Annotated in this window: 18 protein-coding genes; 13 read left to right on the forward strand and 5 right to left on the reverse strand. The window is 72.6% G+C overall.

Annotated elements, in window-relative coordinates; genetic code table 11:
- Nucleotides 1-22: 22 nt before the first annotated feature.
- Both SGLAU_RS15740 and SGLAU_RS15745 read left to right on the forward strand, forming a co-directional pair.
- Nucleotides 23-1,246 (forward strand): ATP-binding protein, encoded by a 1,224-nt coding sequence (locus SGLAU_RS15740; protein WP_043502081.1) that lies wholly within the window; start codon nucleotides 23-25, stop codon nucleotides 1,244-1,246.
- Nucleotides 1,243-2,370 carry a tetratricopeptide repeat protein gene (locus SGLAU_RS15745; RefSeq protein WP_043502083.1) on the forward strand — a complete coding sequence of 376 codons (1,128 nt, stop codon included), beginning with the start codon at nucleotides 1,243-1,245 and terminating at the stop codon, nucleotides 2,368-2,370. The genes SGLAU_RS15740 and SGLAU_RS15745 overlap by 4 nt, the downstream gene beginning before the upstream one ends.
- Nucleotides 2,371-2,455: 85 nt before the next feature.
- Here SGLAU_RS15745 and SGLAU_RS15750 read toward each other — a convergent pair whose 3' ends face one another.
- Nucleotides 2,456-4,261, reverse strand: a complete 1,806-nt coding sequence (locus SGLAU_RS15750) for a bifunctional metallophosphatase/5'-nucleotidase (RefSeq protein WP_043502084.1) — start codon at nucleotides 4,259-4,261, stop codon at nucleotides 2,456-2,458.
- Between the two features lie 156 nt (nucleotides 4,262-4,417).
- Between SGLAU_RS15750 and mshD the strand changes: the two genes are divergently transcribed.
- From mshD to SGLAU_RS35665, 9 genes are all read left to right on the forward strand, one after another.
- Nucleotides 4,418-5,344 (forward strand): mycothiol synthase, encoded by a 927-nt coding sequence (gene mshD / locus SGLAU_RS15755; protein ID WP_043502086.1) that lies wholly within the window; start codon nucleotides 4,418-4,420, stop codon nucleotides 5,342-5,344.
- Nucleotides 5,345-5,502: 158 nt separating this feature from the next.
- Complete coding sequence (locus SGLAU_RS15760; RefSeq protein WP_043502088.1) at nucleotides 5,503-5,889, forward strand: GntR family transcriptional regulator; 387 nt, start codon at nucleotides 5,503-5,505, stop codon at nucleotides 5,887-5,889.
- Nucleotides 5,886-6,776, forward strand: coding sequence for an ABC transporter ATP-binding protein (locus tag SGLAU_RS15765; protein ID WP_043502089.1), 891 nt, complete (start codon nucleotides 5,886-5,888; stop codon nucleotides 6,774-6,776). Before SGLAU_RS15760 ends, SGLAU_RS15765 begins: the two co-directional genes overlap by 4 nt.
- Nucleotides 6,773-7,768 carry an ABC transporter permease gene (locus SGLAU_RS35250; protein WP_043502092.1) on the forward strand — a complete coding sequence of 332 codons (996 nt, stop codon included), beginning with the start codon at nucleotides 6,773-6,775 and terminating at the stop codon, nucleotides 7,766-7,768. Before SGLAU_RS15765 ends, SGLAU_RS35250 begins: the two co-directional genes overlap by 4 nt.
- A 202-nt stretch (nucleotides 7,769-7,970) precedes the next feature.
- Nucleotides 7,971-10,346 carry an RNA degradosome polyphosphate kinase gene (locus tag SGLAU_RS15775; protein ID WP_412556231.1) on the forward strand — a complete coding sequence of 792 codons (2,376 nt, stop codon included), beginning with the start codon at nucleotides 7,971-7,973 and terminating at the stop codon, nucleotides 10,344-10,346.
- On the forward strand, nucleotides 10,327-11,406 hold the full coding sequence (locus SGLAU_RS15780; protein ID WP_043502095.1) for a CHAD domain-containing protein: 1,080 nt from the start codon (nucleotides 10,327-10,329) through the stop codon (nucleotides 11,404-11,406). The genes SGLAU_RS15775 and SGLAU_RS15780 overlap by 20 nt, the downstream gene beginning before the upstream one ends.
- Nucleotides 11,403-11,855, forward strand: a complete 453-nt coding sequence (locus tag SGLAU_RS15785) for an NUDIX hydrolase (protein WP_043502096.1) — start codon at nucleotides 11,403-11,405, stop codon at nucleotides 11,853-11,855. The genes SGLAU_RS15780 and SGLAU_RS15785 overlap by 4 nt, the downstream gene beginning before the upstream one ends.
- 356 nt (nucleotides 11,856-12,211) lie before the next feature.
- Nucleotides 12,212-13,054 (forward strand): hypothetical protein, encoded by an 843-nt coding sequence (locus tag SGLAU_RS15790; RefSeq protein ID WP_043502098.1) that lies wholly within the window; start codon nucleotides 12,212-12,214, stop codon nucleotides 13,052-13,054.
- Between the two features lie 108 nt (nucleotides 13,055-13,162).
- Nucleotides 13,163-13,339, forward strand: coding sequence for a hypothetical protein (locus SGLAU_RS35665; protein WP_167551853.1), 177 nt, complete (start codon nucleotides 13,163-13,165; stop codon nucleotides 13,337-13,339).
- Between the two features lie 3 nt (nucleotides 13,340-13,342).
- Here the strand turns inward: SGLAU_RS35665 and SGLAU_RS15795 are convergent, their stop codons facing one another.
- Nucleotides 13,343-13,714: a metal-sensitive transcriptional regulator gene (locus SGLAU_RS15795; RefSeq protein WP_043502100.1), complete on the reverse strand. Its 372-nt coding sequence runs from the start codon at nucleotides 13,712-13,714 to the stop codon at nucleotides 13,343-13,345.
- A gap of 212 nt (nucleotides 13,715-13,926) precedes the next feature.
- On the opposite strand from SGLAU_RS15795, the gene SGLAU_RS15800 reads away from it, so the two are divergent.
- Entirely contained in the window at nucleotides 13,927-14,547 is a 621-nt protein-coding gene (locus SGLAU_RS15800) for a DUF47 domain-containing protein (RefSeq protein ID WP_043502101.1), read from the forward strand.
- Between the two features lie 7 nt (nucleotides 14,548-14,554).
- Nucleotides 14,555-15,553, forward strand: coding sequence for an inorganic phosphate transporter (locus SGLAU_RS15805; protein WP_043502103.1), 999 nt, complete (start codon nucleotides 14,555-14,557; stop codon nucleotides 15,551-15,553).
- A 105-nt stretch (nucleotides 15,554-15,658) separates the two neighbouring features.
- On the opposite strand, the gene pstB is transcribed toward SGLAU_RS15805, so the two are convergent.
- Genes pstB through pstC form a run of 3 tightly spaced genes read right to left on the reverse strand, consistent with a single transcriptional unit; the run spans nucleotide 15,659 to nucleotide 18,547 of the window.
- Nucleotides 15,659-16,435 (reverse strand): phosphate ABC transporter ATP-binding protein PstB, encoded by a 777-nt coding sequence (gene pstB / locus SGLAU_RS15810; protein WP_043502105.1) that lies wholly within the window; start codon nucleotides 16,433-16,435, stop codon nucleotides 15,659-15,661.
- A gap of 46 nt (nucleotides 16,436-16,481) precedes the next feature.
- Nucleotides 16,482-17,543: a phosphate ABC transporter permease PstA gene (pstA, locus tag SGLAU_RS15815; protein ID WP_043502107.1), complete on the reverse strand. Its 1,062-nt coding sequence runs from the start codon at nucleotides 17,541-17,543 to the stop codon at nucleotides 16,482-16,484.
- A complete protein-coding gene (pstC, locus tag SGLAU_RS15820; protein WP_043502108.1) occupies nucleotides 17,540-18,547 on the reverse strand; it encodes a phosphate ABC transporter permease subunit PstC in 1,008 nt (335 codons plus the stop codon). Before pstC ends, pstA begins: the two co-directional genes overlap by 4 nt.
- Nucleotides 18,548-18,567: the final 20 nt, after the last annotated feature.

The following is an 18,567-nucleotide window of genomic DNA, read 5'->3' on the forward strand; positions in this document are numbered from 1 at the left end:
GGCGGGCCGTAGGCTGTGGATCATGCCGGACGACTCCCCTCTCCTACAGAGTCTGCGGACGGCAGTCGCCGCCGCCCCCGCCGACGTACCGCTGCGGCTGCACCTGGCCGAACTCCTGCTGGACGCCGGACGGTCGCAGGACGCGGTCGCCGAGGTGGCCGTGGCCCTGCAGCACGCGCCGGGCGACGCCCGGGCCCGGGACCTGATGGCCCGTGCCATGGGCGTGCCCGGCCAACCGCCCGCGCCCCGCCCGGGCTTCGACTGGAAGGCCGCCGAGCAGCAGGTCGGTGACGTCGTGCCGCCGCGGTTCGTCGAGGCGCCGGCGCGGGCGGACGGGCAGGACGATCCGGGCGGCGCCGACGCCTTCGACGTCGAGCGGCCCGGCACGGTGCGGCTGGCCGACGTGGGCGGCATGCAGGACGTCAAGGACCGGCTGGAGGCGGCGTTCCTCGCGCCGCTGCGCAACCCCGAGCTGCGCAAGCTGTACGGCAAGAGCCTGCGCGGCGGGCTGCTGCTGTACGGGCCGCCCGGGTGCGGGAAGACCTTCATCGCGCGGGCCGTCGCCGGGGAGCTGGGCGCCGCGTTCCTGTCGGTGTCGGTGAACGACGTGCTGGACATGTGGATCGGCAACTCCGAGCGCAACATGCACGAGGTGTTCCAGACCGCCCGCCGCCAGGCCCCCTGCGTGGTGTTCCTGGACGAGCTGGACGCGCTCGGCGCCAAGCGCAGCCGCACCGCGCACAGCGGTATGCGCAACACGGTCAACCAGCTGCTCACCGAGCTGGACGGCATCGACGCGGCGGCCAACGAGGGCGTGTTCGTGCTGGCCGCCACCAACGTGCCCTGGGACGTGGACAACGCCCTGCGGCGCCCCGGCCGGCTGGACCGCACGATCCTCGTCCTGCCGCCCGACGGGCCGGCCCGCGAGGCGATCCTCCGGTACCACCTGCGGGACCGGCCCATCGAGAACGTCGACCTCGGCAAGCTGGTCAAGGTCACCGACGGCCTGTCGGGTGCCGACCTGGCCCACCTCTGCGAGGCCGCGGCCGAGCGGGCGCTGCTCGACTCGGCGCGCACCGGGACCGTCCGTCTGATCGGCATGAAGGACCTGCTGGCCGCGGCGAAGGACGTGGTGCCGTCCGCCGAGCCGTGGTTCGCCTCCGCGCGCAACGTGGCGATGTTCGCCAACGAGGGCGGGATGTACGACGACCTGGTGGCGTACCTGAAGAAGAGGCGCAAGCTGTGAGCACCGCCCAGCACCCCGCCGTGGAGCGGGCCGACCTGCTCATCGACCTGGGACGGAACGGCGAGGCGCGCGAGCTGCTGGCCGAGCGGCTCGCCGAGGATCCCGAGGACATCCGGGCCTGGGCCAAGCTGGCCCGCAGCCACCTGGTCGGGGACGAGCAGGACGGGGCCGCCGCGCTGGAGGCGACCCGGCGGGCGCTGGCACTCGACTCCTCGGACGTCGGGGCGATCGTCATGCACGCGCACGCCCTGCGCGCCGCAGGCCGCTTCCTGGAGACCGAGGACGTCCTGCGCGAGGCGATCCGCCTCGACCCCGGGAACTGGCGCGCCCTCGCGCTGCTCGCCAACTGGCTGTGGCGCATCCGGGCCATCCGCTCCGGGCGGGCCAACGGCGGCCGGGTCAGGCGCGAGGACCAGGCCGCCGCCCTGCGGGAGGCGGCCGAACTCGCCGAGCAGGCCATCCGGCTGGCCCCGGAGGAGGTGTACCCCTACGAGGTCGCCTGGCTGATCGCCGACATGGCGGGCGACCGGGCCACCGCCGACCGGATGGACGAGGCCGTCCTCCGGCTCGACCCGCAGCACCCGGAGGCCCTGGCCCGGCGGACGCGGAAGGCCGCGTCCGCGCCCGGCGTGCCCGCCGCCCGGGCCGCCACCCTGTACGCCGACGCGCTCGCCGCCGCCCCGGACTCCGCGCCGATGCGGCAGGGCCTGGACGAGGCGTCCTACCGGCTGCTGCGCGGCATCCGCTGGCTCGCCCTGCTCTGCCTCGCCCTCGCCGGCGTGGGCATCGACCTGTTCGCCACGCACGGCGAGACCCGGCGGGAGCTGCCGCTGCCGCTCGGCCAGCGGCTCTGGGACCTGGTGCCGATGGCGGTGGTGTGGGCCCTGGGCGCGCTGCTGCGGTACCGCCGGCTGCGCGCCGGGGTCCGGGTCAATCTGCGCTCGCTGGTCCGCCGCCGCGTCTGGGCCCGGATCGTCCTCGCCCAGGCGGCGTGGGCGATGCTGTGCGCCCTGCTCGTCGTCGAAGTCCCCTGGACCGGACGCGCGGTCCCCCAGGCGCTCTTCTGGGCGGGGCTGCTGCCGACCCTGGCGACGATGTGGTTCGACCGCAGGAGGACCGGCTGAGCCGGAACGCCCGGGACGGACGGTCCGGGGAACGAGCGAGGGGAACGCACGGGTGCGTTCCCCTCGTCCGTGGCTCAGCCCGGCGTCACTTCACGATGGTGATCCGGTCCGCCTTCGGCGGCGCGAGGGGGCTGCCCGCCGAGGAGTTGGCCGTCAGGTACTTCTCCAGGGCGGTCAGGTCGTCCGCGCCGACCAGGTCGTTGGTGCCCTGGCCCAGCGTCGGGAAGCCGTCCCCGCCGCCCGCGAGGAAGCTGTTCGACGCGACCCGGTACACCGCCGACGGGTCGACGGGCGCGCCGTTCAGCCTGATGGAGCCGGTGACGACCCGGTCGGCGCCCGTCTTCGTCAGGTCCAGCGTGTAGGTCAGGCCCGCGGAGACCTGGAGTATCTTCGGGGCCGCCGTGTTCGCGCCGCTGACCTGCTCCTTCAGGACCTGGATCAGCTGGGCGCCGGTGATGTCCTGGAGGTTGACGGTGTTGGCGAACGGCTGGACCGTGAAGCCCTCGGCGTAGGTGACGACACCGTCGCCCTCGGCGCCCTTGGCCGCGTACGTCAGCGGGGCCCGGATGCCGCCCGGGTTCATCAGCGCGAGGTCGGTCTCCGGGTCCAGCTCCTTGCCGTAGGCGAGCTGGGCGTCGGCGACGAGGTCGCCGAGCGGGGACTCGGTGCCGGTGTTGCCGATGTCACCGGAGATCCAGCCGATGGGGCGGTTGCCGATGGGCGCGGCGAGCGTGTTCCACTTGCCGATCAGCTCGGTCATGTCGGGCGCCTTGGGGACGTCCCGGGTGACGACGTGGTTGGCGGAGCCGACCGCCGTGCGGACGATGTCACCGGTCCACCGGTCGTACGTCAGGGTGGTGTCGGTGTAGAGGCGGCCGAAGGACGCGGCCGAGGTCACCATGCGCGGCTTGCCCGCCGGGTCGTCGATCGTGCACACGTACGGCGCGTGGGTGTGGCCCGTGACCAGGGCGTCCACCTGCGGGGTGACGTTCTTGGCGATGTCGACGATGGGCCCGGAGATGCCGTCGCCCGCGCCCGGCGCGTCACAGTCGTAGTTGTACGCGGTGCCGGACGGGAAGCCGCCCTCGTGGATGAGCGCGACGATCGACTTCACGCCCTGGCGCTGGAGCACCTCGGCGTACTTGTTGATGGTCTCGACCTCGTCCTTGAAGGAGAGGCCCTTGACGCCCTCCGCGGAGACGATGTCCGGGGTGCCCTCCAGGGTCACACCGATGAAGCCGACCTTGACGTCCTTCTTCTTCCACACCCAGTAGGGCTTGAGGATCGGCTTGCCGGTCTTCTCGTCGAGGACGTTCGCCGCGAGGTACGGGAAGTCGGCGCCCTCGAACTCCTGGCCGCCGTAGCAGCCGGCCGTGGGGTGGCAGCCGCCCCTCTGGAGGCGGGCCAGCTCCCGGGCGCCCTCGTCGAACTCGTGGTTGCCGACGCTCGTGACGTCCAGCTCCAGGCCGTTCAGTGCCTCGATGGTGGGCTCGTCGTGGAACAGGCCGGACAGCAGCGGGGAGGCGCCGACCATGTCGCCGCCGGCCGCCGTGATGGAGTACGCGTTGCCCGCGCGCGCCTGGCGCAGGTGGGTGGCCAGGTACTCGACACCGCCCGCGTCGACGGTCTTCGTGGTGCCGTCGGGCTGGAGTTCGGTGACCCGGCCGGAGGAGCCGGCCGGCGGTTCGAGGTTGCCGTGCAGGTCGTTGAAGGACAGCAGCTGCACGTCCTGGTAGCGGCCCGGCCAGTGCTTCCCGGTCTTCTCGTCGGCGCTGGCCGTCGACGGCAGCGCGGCGGCGAGCGCCCCGGCGGTGGCGAGAGCGGCAGCGGCGGCGAGCAGCCGGGTGGTACGGCGTCTGCGGCGGTCGTGCGGCGGAGTGGTGGCTGGCATGCGCCCCCCTGTGGTTCATTTCCGGCTGTCATCCGGCGGTCAGGTGGTCCCGGCGCAGCCTAGATTCAACGCGCGTAGCGCGACAGGGGGTTCATGGTTACATCCTGGTTTCCCTTTGGCGCCGATTCCGGTGCCCGGCCCTTTACCCTCGTAGGCATGACCAGCGACGACTTGGCACGGCCCGACTCCGTACGCGCCATCGAGACCCGTGCGGCGCTCTCCCCGGACCAGATCGAGGCGGTCCTCGCCCTGCTCGCGGAGGCCGTCCGGGTCGACGGCCAGCAGGCGGTGTCCGAGCAGGGGCGGCTCCAGCTGCGCGGCGGGGAGCGCGAGGGCGTCTCCCACCTGCTGCTCACCTGCGGAGGGGAACTCGTCGGCTACGCGCAGCTGGAGGACACCGACCCGGTGGAGGCCCCGGCCGCCGAGTTGGTCGTGCACCCCTCGCACCGCGGCCACGGCCACGGCCGCGCGCTCGGTTCGGCGCTGCTGGCCGCCTCCGGCAAGCGACTGCGGGTGTGGGCGCACGGCGGCCACGCGGCCGCCCGGCACCTGGCACAGGTGCTGGGGCTGACCCTGTTCCGCGAACTGCGGCAGATGCGGCGTCCCCTGACGGGTCCGGAGCTGCCCGAGCCGGTGCTGCCGCCCGGGGTGCGCGTGCGCGCCTTCGAACCGGGCCGGGACGACGCGGCCTGGCTGGCCGTCAACGCCGCCGCGTTCGCCCACCACCCCGAGCAGGGCTCGCTCACCCAGCGGGACCTGGACGACCGCAAGGCCGAGCCGTGGTTCGACCCGGCGGGCTTCTTCCTGGCGGAACGGGACGGCGAGCTGGTCGGCTTCCACTGGACGAAGACGCACGCCGAGGAACGGCTCGGCGAGGTGTACGTCGTGGGCGTGGCGCCGGGCGCGCAGGGCGGCGGCCTCGGCAAGGCCCTCACCCTGATCGGCCTGCGGCACCTGGCCGGGCGGGGGCTGCCGACGGCGATGCTGTACGTCGACGCGGACAACAAGGCGGCGGTGGCGGTCTACGAGGGTCTCGGCTTCAGCACGTACGAGACGGACCTCATGTACCGCACCGAGACGTGACCCTCCGGACCGGGACGTGACCTTCCGGATCGGGACGTGACCCTCCGGACCGGGACGTGATCCTCACCCGGCCACGGGCCCGAGGGGCGGCGATCTTGACGCCGCCCCTCTTTTACACCACCCTTTCACTACTCAATTAGTGAAAGGGTGGTTTCCGAGTGGTCGCCTACCGCATCGACCGGCGCAGCGGAGTCGCCACCTACCTCCAGATCGTCCAGCAGACCAAGCAGGCCCTGCGCCTCGGCCTGCTGCGGCCGGGCGACCGGCTTCCCACGGCCCGCGAGGTCGTCGCGGCCACCGCGGTCAACCCGAACACCGTCCTCAAGGCCTACCGCGAGCTGGAACGCGAAGGCCTGGTCGAGGCCCGCCGCGGGCTCGGCACCTTCGTCCGCCGCACCCTGGGCGCCGCGCCCGCCGACTCACCCCTGCGCACCGAGCTGGAGCAGTGGGCGGAACGGGCCCGCGCCGCCGGACTCGAACGGGACGACGTGGCCGCGCTCTTCACTTCCGTACTGGACAAGCACTTCGAGGGGAACCAGGAATGACCCACACCGCTCTCGAGGCGGCCGGGCTGGCCAAGGTCTTCGGCCGGCGCGGACGCCGGCCGGCGCTGGACGGCTGCGCCTTCCGGCTGCCCGCCGGACGGGTGTGCGCCGTCGTCGGCCCCAACGGCGCGGGCAAGTCGACCCTGCTCGCCCTCGCGGCCGGCCTGCTCGCCCCCACCGAAGGCACCCTCCGGGTGCTGGGCGCCCACCCGTCCGAGGTCCGCGACCGCCTGGCGTACGTCGCCCAGGACAAGCCCCTGCACCCCCGGCTCACCGTCGCCGACACGCTCCGCCTCGGCGCGGAACTGAACCCCGGCCGCTGGAACCCGGCTGCCGCCGCCCGGATCGTCGCCGAGGGCGGCCTGGACCCCCGCGCCCGGATCCGCACGCTCTCCGGCGGCCAGCGCACCCGGGTCGCGCTCGCCCTCGCCCTCGGCAAACGGCCCGAAGTGCTGCTCCTCGACGAGCCGATGGCCGACCTGGACCCGCTGGCCAGGCACCAGCTGATGGGCACCCTGATGGCGGACGCCGCCGAACACGGCACCACGATCGTCATGTCCTCACACGTGGTGGCGGAGCTGGAGGGCTCCTGCGACTTCCTGCTGCTCGTCGGCGGCGGCCGGGTCCGTCTCTCCGGCCCGCTCGACGACCTGCTCGCCGCGCACACCCTGGTCACCGGCCCGGCCGGCGGCGACCTCACGCCGCACACCGTCGTCGAATCCCGCTCGGCCGGCCGCCAGCTCACCGCCCTGATCCGCCCCCGCGGCCCGGTCCCCGGCACCTGGCAGAGTGCCGAGCCCTCCCTGGAGGAGCTGGTCCTCGCCCATCTGCGCGCCCCCGAGGCCCCCGCGCTGCACCTGGACGCCCCCGTGGAGGCCGCCGTATGACCGCCGTGACCGCGACCGCCGCCCCCACCGCACCCCCCTCCCGGGGCCCGCGCGGTCTGACCTGGCTGATGCTCCGGCTGCACCGTTCGGCCCTGTGGTTCTGGCTGATGCTGCTCGCCACCGCCGCCGCGGCCCTGCTGTGGGCGTACGGGCCGGGCGCGGACGCCGCCCGGGACGAGTTCCGCCGGATGGAGTGCGGACCGACCGGCACCCCGAGCCTGTCCTGCGACTACGCGGGCCCCGCCTACCAGGACTACGACCTCGCCCTCGCCGTCGGCGCCGGACTGCTCTACCTCGCCCCGCTGCTCACCGCCGCCTGGGCGGGCGGCGCGCTGATCGGCCGCGAACTGGAGAGCGGCACCGCCCGGCTGGCCTGGACCCAGTCCGTCCCGCCGGCCCGCTGGCTCGCCGCCAAGCTCGCCGTACCCGCCGCGCTGATCGCCGCCGGCACCTCCGCCCTCACCGCGCTGCACCGGCTGGTGTGGGCCTCGGACGGCGAACTGCGGGAAGGCCGGCGGGAGTGGCACCACGACCCGGGCTACCTCGCCAACGGGCCGCTGGCCACCGCGCACACCCTGCTCGGACTCGCCGTCGGCGTCCTCACCGGCCTGCTCGTACGGCGCGCGCTGCCCGCGCTCGCCGCCGCCCTCGCCGCCCAGCTCGCCCTGCTGTGGGCGCTGACCTCGGTCCGGCCCCGCCTGTGGCCGGCCGAGACCGTCACCGGGACCGAGGGTCACCCCGGGGCCGACGGCATGATCGTCGAGGAGGGGGTCGTCACCGCCGGCGGCGAGCGGATCCCCGACCCGGCCTGCCTGGAGGACATCCGGTGCAGCGCCGGCCGCGAAATCACCGCCCTCTACCAGGACTACCACCCGGCCGGTCACTTCTGGCCCCTCCAGCTGGCCGAGACGGGCATCGTCCTCGCCCTCGGCGCCCTGGCCGTCCTGGCCGCGTTCCGTCTGCTGAGGCACCGCACCGGAACAGCGGCCTGACGGCACCGGACGCCCCGCCCGCCCGGCACCCCGCCCGCCCGGCACCCCGGCCGATCCGGTCCGGGTGCCGGGCCGCGTACGTCACCGGCCCGGACGAGGAACGTACGCGCCCCCTCCCAGGACCCCCCGGAGCCGCCGCCCGCTAGCCCACACGTCATGTCGCCGTAACCATCGATTCAGACACACTTGCGACGCTCGCCGAATGAAGCCCGCCGTGCCAGAGCCTTCGCCCCCGCCCGAGGGGAGCACGGGCAACGGGACCGCAGCCGCCGGCGCCGCGCTCCCGCCCGCCCCCTCCGACGCGCCTGTCTCCCTCGTGGCGCGGAAGAATGGCTCTATGAGCCAGCAGAACGCCCAGGCACCGGTCCCGCAGGTCCAGCACGCCCAGCCCTCCGTGGGCTCCATCGCCGCGCACCGCCCGCACACCGTGGCGGCGGCGGTCTCCGACCTGGAACCCGACATCGACGCCGACCTGGACTCCTACGAGGAGACCCACGGGGACGGCGGAGAGCTGCCCCAGGGCCGGTTCCTCGACCGGGAGCGCAGCTGGCTCGCCTTCAACGAACGCGTCCTGGAACTCGCCGAGGACCCCGAGACGCCGCTGCTGGAGCGGGCGAACTTCCTGGCGATCTTCGCCAGCAACCTGGACGAGTTCTTCATGGTCCGGGTGGCCGGCCTGAAGCGCCGGATCGCCACCGGGGTCGCCACCCGGTCCGCCTCCGGGCTCCAGCCGCGCGAGGTGCTGGAGATGATCTGGGCCCGCTCGCGCGAGCTGATGGCCCGGCACGCCGCCTGCTACCACGAGGACGTCGCCCCCGCCCTCGCGGAGGAGGGCATCCACCTGGTCCGCTGGAGCGAGCTGACCGAGAAGGAGCAGGCCCGCCTGTTCACCCTCTTCAAGCACCAGATCTTCCCGGTGCTCACCCCGCTCGCCGTGGACCCCGCGCACCCGTTCCCGTACATCTCCGGCCTGTCCCTGAACCTGGCCGTCGTCGTGCGCAACCCGGTCAGCGGCCACAAGCACTTCGCCCGCGTGAAGGTGCCCCCGCTGCTCTCCCGCTTCCTGGAGAGCAGCCCCGGCCGGTACGTCCCCATCGAGGACGTCATCGCCGCCCACCTCGAAGAGCTGTTCCCGGGCATGGAGGTGCTGGAGCACCACGCCTTCCGGCTCACCCGCAACGAGGACCTGGAGGTCGAGGAGGACGACGCGGAGAACCTGCTCCAGGCCCTGGAGAAGGAGCTGATGCGGCGCCGCTTCGGCCCGCCCGTACGCCTGGAGGTCGAGGAGTCCATCGACCGCGAGGTGCTGGACCTCCTGGTCCGCGAGCTGAAGATCTCCGAGGCGGAGGTCTACCCGCTGCCCGGCCCGCTGGACCTCACCGGCCTCTTCCGCATCCACGGCCTGGACCGGCCCGAGCTGAAGTACCCGAAGTTCATCGCCGGCACCCACCGCGACCTCGCCGAGGTGGAGTCCGCCTCCGCGCCCGACATCTTCGCCGCCCTGCGCCGGCGCGACGTCCTGCTGCACCACCCGTACGACTCGTTCTCCACGTCCGTGCAGGCCTTCCTGGAGCAGGCCGCGCAGGACCCGGACGTCCTCGCCATCAAGCAGACCCTGTACCGCACCTCCGGCGACTCCCCCATAGTCGACGCGCTCATCGACGCCGCCGAGTCCGGCAAGCAGGTCCTCGTCCTGGTCGAGATCAAGGCCCGCTTCGACGAGCACGCCAACATCAAGTGGGCGCGCAAGCTGGAGGAGGCCGGCTGCCACGTCGTCTACGGCCTCGTCGGCCTCAAGACCCACTGCAAGCTGTCACTCGTCGTCCGCCAGGAGGGCGAGACGCTCCGGCGCTACAGCCACGTCGGCACCGGCAACTACCACCCGAAGACCGCGCGGCTCTACGAGGACCTGGGACTGCTCACCGCCGACCCCCAGGTCGGCGCGGACCTCTCCGACCTCTTCAACCGCCTCTCCGGCTACTCCCGCCGCGAGACCTACCGGCGCCTGCTGGTCGCCCCCAAGTCGCTGCGGGACGGACTGGTCTCCCGCATCCACAAGGAGATCCAGCACCACCGCGCCGGACGCCCCGCCTACGTCCGCATCAAGGTCAACTCCATGGTGGACGAGGCCGTCATCGACGCCTGCTACCGGGCGTCCCAGGCGGGCGTGCCGGTCGACATCTGGGTGCGCGGCATCTGCGCCGTACGGCCGGGCGTGACGGGCCTGTCGGAGAACATCCGGGTCCGCTCGGTCCTCGGCCGGTTCCTCGAACACTCGCGGATCTTCGGCTTCGGCAACGGCGGCGAGCCCGAGGTGTGGATCGGCAGCGCGGACATGATGCACCGCAACCTCGACCGCCGGATAGAGGCCCTGGTGCGGGTCGTCGACCCCGCCCACCGGGCCGCCCTCAACCGGCTGCTGGAGACCGGCATGTCCGACTCCACCGCGTCCTGGCACCTGGGGCCCGACGGCGAATGGACCCGGCACGCGACGGACGGGGACGGCGGTCCCCTGCGGAACATCCAGGAGATGCTCATAGACGCCCGGAGGCGCCGGCGTGGCACAGCAACACCTTGAACCGACGAACCCGCTGGCCGGCCCGGTGCCGGGGAACGCGCTGGCAGGCTATCTGCGCGCGCAGGCCACCGAGTTCCTGCGCGCGCTGCGCCAGCACCGCGAGACCGGCACCGGGGACTCCCTGGACGCGGCCCGGGCCCTGCGCCGCTCGGCCCGCCGCATCAGCGGCAGCCTCCACACCTTCCGCCCCCTGCTGGATGCCGACTGGTCCGAGGCCATGCGCCCCGAACTCGCCTGGCTCTCCGGCACCCTAGCCCTGGAGCACGCCTGCGCGTCCCGCCTGGAACGCCTGCTGGGCGCCCTGCACCGGCTGTCGGGATCGTCGGCGTTCCCGGCCCACGTCGAGGTGGCCACGGCCGGCCGGGCAGTCGGCCCGGCACGGGCGGGCGCGGCCGGCACCGGCAGCGGGACCCGCGCCCCGGCGCCCCCGGAGCGCGGCAACCTGACCGTCGGCGCGGCGAAGGCGGGCGCCCTCCTCGACCGCCAGCTCACCCTGGCCCGCACCCGGGCCCACTCCACCGCCCTCCAGGCCCTCGGCTCCGCCCGCTTCCACGCGGTCGCCGACAAGGTCGCCTTACTGGCCAGCGAGGTCCCGCTCGCGGCCACCGCGCCCGCCTCCGACCTGCGGCCCTACGCCGCCGCGGCCGAGGAGCGCCTGACGGACGCCGTCGCCGCCCTCCCGCTGATCACCGCGGGCAGCCCGTACAACGCGGAGGCGCTGGTCCACGGCCTCTCCCCGGACCCCGCCCCGCACCCGCAGGACGCCCCCTGGCACCAGGTCCGCCTCCTGCTGCGCCTGCACCGCTACGCCCGTGAGGTGCTGCACGGCGAGAACGCCCCGGTGGACGTACGCCTGCTGACCGCCGGCCAGGCCCTGAACCGGCACCGCGACGCCGCGGAGGCGGCAGCGGCGGCGGCGTCGGCCGCCCGCACCCCGCGGATCGCACCGGCCACCGCCTACGCCCTCGGCGTGCTCCACGCCGACCAGCGGCACGAGGTGGAGGCGGCCCGGTTCGCGTTCCAGCAGAGCTGGCAGAAGCAGACGGTGGGCACCCCGTGACCGGCGGCCCCGAGGACACCCCCGTGCTGGCCGCCGGCTGCGTGCTGTGGCGCCGCTCGCCGGCCGGCGGGGCACTGGAGGTCTGTCTCGTCCACCGCCCGAAGTACGACGACTGGTCGCACCCCAAGGGCAAGCTCAGACGCGGCGAGGACCCGCTGGCCGGGGCGCTGCGCGAGGTGGCGGAGGAGACCGGCCACACGGCGGCGCCGGGCGCGGAACTGCCGACCGTGCACTACCTGGCCGACGGCCGTCCCAAGGAGGTCCGCTACTGGGCGGCCGAGGCCGGCGCCGGGACCTTCACCCCGGACGACGAGGTGGACCGGATCGTCTGGCTGCCGCCCGCCGAGGCCCGCGCCCGTCTCACCCGGCCCCGGGACCGGGAACTCGTCGACGAACTGCTGGCCGTCCTGCGCCGGACCGGGGAGGCGTCCCGGGGGGACACCCCCTGAGTCCTGGCGCCCGCGTTCGCCGGTTCACCCTTCGGAGGCATGTCCCGCCCCGTCCGTCCGCGCCTGGCTGCGCGCCCGGCGGGCGGGCCCGCGCCAGCCGCAGCTGCACCGCGCCACACAGAACGGCCCCTGCTCCACCGTGGTGACCCGGTGTTCCGCATCGTTTCGGCCAGGGGCGAGCCGGTCCTGCTCGGTCACGCGGTCACGGTACCCGGCCGAGGTGAACACCCGGTGCCGCTCCGCCGGGCGCCACCGCGCCCCGGCCCGGCCGCGTGACGGCCCAACCTACCCGTCGTTAACCGGACGACAGAGGCCCGCGACGGACTGACGGACGGCTGACTGGGGGTAGGCAGGCGATGGCGCAACGGCAGCACGACAGAGCGGGCGGGACGGTCGTCGCGGCAGGGCTGATGGCCTGTTTGTGTCTCGGCGCCACGGGATGCCAGAGCAGCGGCGCGGCGGCCGACGACACCGGTCCCGCCGCCGAGGCGGTCCCGGCCCTGCGGCGGGCCGCGGAGGCCCTGGTGGCCGCCCGCACGTCGAAGGCGCGGACGTCGATGGAGATGGCCACCGGCGGCACCCGCGTCACCATCCGCGGCGAGGGCGTGTACGACTACACGCGCGGTCTCGGCCGCCTGAAGGTACGGCTGCCGCACGACCCGGCGGGCCAGACCGGGCACCGCCCGATCACCGAGGTCCTCGCACCGGGCGCGCTGTACATGAAGAACCGCGGCGCGGGCGTCCCCGCCGACAAGTGGGTCCGCGTCGACACCGCCACCCTCTCCGACGGCAATCTGGTCACCGGCGGCGCCACCGACCCGTTCGCCGCGGCCGAGGTGCTGCGCGGGGCGCGCACGGCGGCCTACGTCGGCCGTACCGAACTCGCGGGCACGCCGGTCCGCCACTACCGCGGGACCGCGGACCTCGCCGCGGCCGCGCGCGAGGCGTCCCCCGGCGTGCGGGCGTCCCTCGCGGCGGCGGCGAAGGGGTTCGCCACGGCCGAGGTCCCGTTCGACGTGTTCCTGGACGACGAGGGCCGGATCCGCAAGGTCAGGCACCGCTTCAGCTTCGTCAACGGCAGCGGGCGGGCGACGGTGGCGGTGGCCTCCACGACGCTGCTGTACGCCTTCGGCACCCCCGCCGACGTCCGGCTGCCGCCCGCCGAGGACATCTACGCGGGCCGCATCGCGGCGCAGTGAGGGGCCGCGCCCGGCGGAAGTGACCGGCTGGAACTAGCCCGTCCGTGCCATGCGCGGGGCGAGGGGCGCTCCCTACTCTAGGAAGTCGGTGACGGCAGAGAAGAGGTGATGCGCGTGGCTCCGGCCGGCGGTACGGCAGTTCAGGACCACGTGGCCCTCGCCGAGATCGAGCTGTGCGGTGAGCTGATCATCGCGGCCTCGGCCGCCGAGGACCGGCTCAGCATGGAGAGCATCGACCAGGTCCTGCGGGTGGCCGAGGAGCGCGCGGAGCCGCCGGCGGCCTGAGCGTCAGGTGCGCAGCATCCGGCCGATCGCCTTGGTGGCCTCCTCCACCTTGGCGTTGATCTCGTCGCCGCCCTTGAGCGCGGCGTCCGCGACGCAGTGCCGCAGGTGCTCCTCCAGCAGCTGGAGCGCGAAGGACTGCAGGGCCTTGGTGGAGGCGGAGACCTGCGTGAGTATGTCGATGCAGTAGACGTCCTCGTCGACCATCCGCTGCAGGCCGCGGATCTGGCCCTCGATCCGGCGCAGCCGCTTGAGGTGCTCGTCCTTCTGGTGGTGGTACCCGTGGATCCCCCGGTCGTGATCGGTCACCACGGCCTGCGCGGGAGCTTCCGCGAGGGCCTCGGCGGGCACACCGGCGCCGGCCTCGGTGGTCGTCATAGCATCCTCCATCCAGATACCCCTACTGGGTATATCGTACCGGACTTCGCCGGGTATGCGCCCTTTACCGGCAGGCCGGACCGCCCCCGTGCACCGCCCCCGTGCCGATAACTCTGCCTGATGGGCGACACTGGGGGACGGCCCGATAGCCGTGGCCGGATGATGCGCCTAGCATCAGCCTGACCGAAACCGATGCATCCCGAGGACCCCACGTGCGCTTTCGTCTGACCCCCAGGGAGACGAGCTTCTACGACATGTTCGCCGCCTCCGCGGACAACATCGTCACCGGCTCGAAGCTCCTGATGGAACTGCTCGGGGCGGACACCTCCGCCCGGGCCGAGATCGCGGAGCGTATGCGGGCAGCGGAACACGCAGGTGACGACGCCACGCACGCGATCTTCCACCAGCTGAACTCCTCCTTCATCACGCCCTTCGACCGCGAGGACATCTACTCCCTCGCCTCGTCCCTCGACGACATCATGGACTTCATGGAGGAGGCCGTCGACCTCGTCGTCCTCTACAACGTCGACGAGCTGCCGAAGGGCGTGGAGCAGCAGATCGAGGTGCTGGCGCGGGCGGCCGAGCTGACCGCCGAGGCCATGCCCCACCTGCGCACCATGGAGAACCTGACCGAGTACTGGATCGAGGTCAACCGCCTGGAGAACCAGGCCGACCAGATCCACCGCAAGCTGCTCGCCCACCTCTTCAACGGCAAGTACGACGCCATCGAGGTGCTGAAGCTCAAGCAGATCGTCGACGTCCTGGAAGAGGCCGCCGACGCATTCGAGCACGTGGCGAACACGGTGGAGACCATCGCCGTCAAGGAGTCCTGAGGCGTCGATGGACACCTTCGCTCTGGTCGTGACCATCGGGGTCGCGCTCTTCTTCACGTACACCAACGGCTTCCACGACTCGGCCAACGCGATCGCCACCTCGGTGTCGACGCGCGCGCTCACCCCGCGGGCGGCGCTCGCGATGGCGGCCGTGATGAACCTCGCGGGCGCGTTCCTCGGCTCCGGCGTCGCCAAGACGGTCAGCGAGGGCCTGATCGAGACGCCCGAGGGCTCCACCGGCATGGGGATCCTCTTCGCCGCGCTCGTCGGCGCGATCGTCTGGAACCTCGTCACCTGGTACTTCGGCCTGCCCTCGTCCTCCTCCCACGCGCTCTTCGGCGGCATGGTGGGCGCGGCGCTGGCCGGCGGGACCACCGTCTACTGGGACGGCGTCCTGGAGAAGATCGTCATCCCGATGTTCGTCTCCCCGGTGATCGGCCTGCTCGCCGGCTACCTGGTGATGACCGCCATCCTGTGGATGTTCCGCCGTGCCAACCCGCACAAGGCCAAGCGCGGCTTCCGGATCGCCCAGACCGTCTCGGCCGCGGGCATGGCCCTCGGCCACGGCCTCCAGGACGCCCAGAAGACCATGGGCATCGTGGTGATGGCCCTGGTCATCGCCGACGTCGAGGACTACGGCGACCCGATCCCGATCTGGGTCAAGATCGCCTGTGCCGTGATGCTGTCGGCGGGCACCTACGCGGGCGGCTGGCGCATCATGCGCACCCTCGGCCGCAAGATCATCGAGCTGGACCCGCCGCAGGGCTTCGCGGCGGAGACCACCGGCGCGACGATCATGTTCGGCTCGGCCTTCATCTTCCACGCGCCGATCTCCACCACCCATGTGATCACCTCCGCGATCATGGGCGTCGGCGCGACCAAGCGCGTGAACGCGGTCCGCTGGGGCGTCGCCAAGAACATCGTCCTCGGCTGGTTCATCACCATGCCGGCCGCGGCGACGGTGGCGGCGGCCTCGTACGGGCTGGTGCACCTGGCGTTCCTCTAGCGGACGGCGCAGCAACACACGGGCCCGCCCCCGGGAGCCAGGGGCGGGCCCTTTTGTGACCTCACGGTGGCACCGCCATGCAGCACCGTGAGGAGTCGGTGGCGATCAGCCGAAGCGGCCGGAGATGTAGTCCTCGGTCGCCTGCACCGACGGGTTGGAGAAGATCCGCTCCGTGTCGTCGATCTCCACCAGCCTGCCCGGCTGGCCCACCGCCGCGAGGTTGAAGAACGCCGTACGGTCGGAGACCCGCGCCGCCTGCTGCATGTTGTGCGTCACGATGACGATCGTGAACTGCTCCTTCAGCTCGCCGATCAGGTCCTCGATCGCGAGGGTGGAGATCGGGTCGAGGGCCGAGCACGGCTCGTCCATCAGCAGCACGTTCGGCTCGACCGCGATGGCGCGGGCGATGCACAGGCGCTGCTGCTGACCGCCGGAGAGCCCCGAGCCCGGCTTGTTCAGGCGGTCCTTCACCTCGTTCCAGAGGTTGGCGCCGCGCAGCGACTTCTCGACGATGTCGGCCAGCTCGTTCTTCTTGTAGTTGCCGTTGAGCCGCAGCCCGGCGGCCACGTTGTCGAAGATCGACATGGTCGGGAACGGGTTCGGCCGCTGGAACACCATGCCGACCTCGCGCCGCACGGAGACGGGGTCGACCCCGTGGCCGTACAGGTCCTCGTCGTCGAGCAGCACCTTGCCCTCGACCCGCCCGCCGGGGGTGACCTCGTGCATGCGGTTCAGCGTGCGCAGGAACGTCGACTTGCCGCAGCCGGAGGGGCCGATGAACGCCGTCACCGAGCGGGGCTCGACGGTCATCGAGATGTCGTCGATCGCCTTGTGGGAGCCGTAGTAGGCGGTCAGTCCGCTTACGTCGATTCGCTTGGCCATGATTGCTTCACTTCCAGAGGTGCTCGATCGGTCGCCGGTGGCCGCGTCAGCGACCGGTCTTCGGGGCCTTCCAGCGCGCGATGCCGCGCGCCAGCAGGTTGAGGATCATCACGAAGGCGATCAGCGTCAGGGACGCCGCCCACGCACGGTCGTACGCCGCGCCGGATCCGGCGCTGTTGGCGTACTGCTGGTAGATGTACAGCGGCAGCGAGGCCTGCGCGCCCTCGAACGGGTTGGCGTTGATGAAGGGGTTGCCCCACACCAGCAGCAGCACCGGCGCGGTCTCGCCGGCGATCCGGGCGACCGCCAGCATGATGCCGGTGGTGATGCCGCCGATGGAGGTGGGCAGGACCACCTTCAGGATCGTCCGCCACTTCGGCACACCGAGGGCGAGGGACGCCTCCCGCAGCTCGTTCGGGACGAGCTTGAGCATCTCCTCCGTGGAGCGGACGACGACCGGCATCATCAGGATCGCCAGCGCGAGCGAGCCGGCGAACCCGAAGGGCTGCATCTCGAAGATCAGCATCAGGCTGAGGATGAACAGACCGGCGACGATCGACGGGATGCCCGTCATGACGTCGACGAAGAAGGTGACCGCGCGGGCGAGGCTGCCGCGCCCGTACTCCACCAGGTAGATCGCGGTGAGCACACCGATCGGCGCGGCGATGACGGTGGCGAGCCCGACCTGCTCCAGGGAGCCGAGGATGGCGTGGTAGATGCCGCCGCCCGGCTCGGAGTCGGCGACCAGGCCCATGGAGTGGGTGAGGAAGTACCCGTCGAGGACCTTCACACCGCGCTGCACGGTCACCCAGATCAGGGAGACCAGCGGCACGACGGCGAGCAGGAAGGCGACCCACACCAGGGAGGTCGCGACCCGGTCCTTGGCCTGCCGCGTGCCCTCGACGCGCGCGGCGATACCGAAGGTGCCGGTGATGAAGAGCAGGGCGGCGATCAGGCCCCACTGGATGCGGCTGTGCAGCCCGGCGGCGAGACCGATACCGATGGCGACGGCGAGCGAGCCGGCCGCGATCGCCCACGGGGACCACTTGGGCAGCTGGGCGCCGCGCAGGCTGCTGGGGCGCTTGTCGGTGACGACGGCGTGGCTCATGCGTTGGCCCCCGAGTACTCCTTGCGGCGGGCGATGATCGCGCGGGCCGCGCCGTTGACCAGCAGGGTGATGACGAAGAGGACGAGACCGGAGGCGATCAGCGCGTCCCGGCCGAACTCGGACGCCTCACCGAACTTGCTGGCGATGTTCTGGGCGAAGGTGCCGCCGCCCGGGTCGAGCAGGCTGGCCTGGATCTCGAACGACGGGGACAGCACGGTGGCGACGGCCATGGTCTCGCCGAGGGCGCGGCCGAGGCCGAGCATCGAGGCGGAGATCACGCCGGAGCGGCCGAAGGGGATGACCGCCATGCGGATCACCTCCCAGCGGGTGGCGCCCAGGGCGAGGGCCGCCTCCTCGTGCATCTGCGGGACCTGCCGGAAGACCTCGCGGCTCACGTTGGTGATGATCGGCAGGATCATGATCGCGAGCAGGATGCCGACGGTGAACATGGAGCGGGGGGCTCCGCCGTTCCACTCGAGGATGCCGGTCCAGCCGAAGTACTGGTCCAGCCACGCGTAGAGGCCGTTCAGGTGCGGCACGAGGATCAGGGCGCCCCACAGGCCGTAGACGATGGACGGCACGGCGGCGAGCAGGTCGATCACGTAGGCGATCGGGCCGCTCAGCTTGCGCGGGGCGTAGTGGGTGAGGAAGAGCGCGATGGCGACCGCGACCGGGACCGCGATGACCATGGCGATGATCGAGGACACCACGGTGCCGAAGGCCAGGACGGCGATGCCGAAGACCGGCGGCTGGGCCTGGGTGTTCCACTCGAAGGTGGTGAGGAAGTTGCCCTCGTCCTCGCTGATCGCGAGGGCGGCCCGCCAGGTGAGGAAGACCGCGATGGCGGCCATGATCACCAGCAGCAGGATGCCCGAGCCGCGCGAGAGGCCGAGGAAGATGCGGTCGCCCGGCCGGGTGGCGCCCCGGGCCGCGCGCTTCTGCTCGGCGGGGCTGGGCTGGGAGAGGTGAGGGGGAGCGTCGGTGGGTGCTGTGGTTATGTCCATCGGGTTCTCCGGTCTGCGGA

The sequence above is a fragment of the Streptomyces glaucescens genome (assembly GCF_000761215.1).
Classification (GTDB): Bacteria; Actinomycetota; Actinomycetes; order Streptomycetales; family Streptomycetaceae; genus Streptomyces; species Streptomyces glaucescens_B.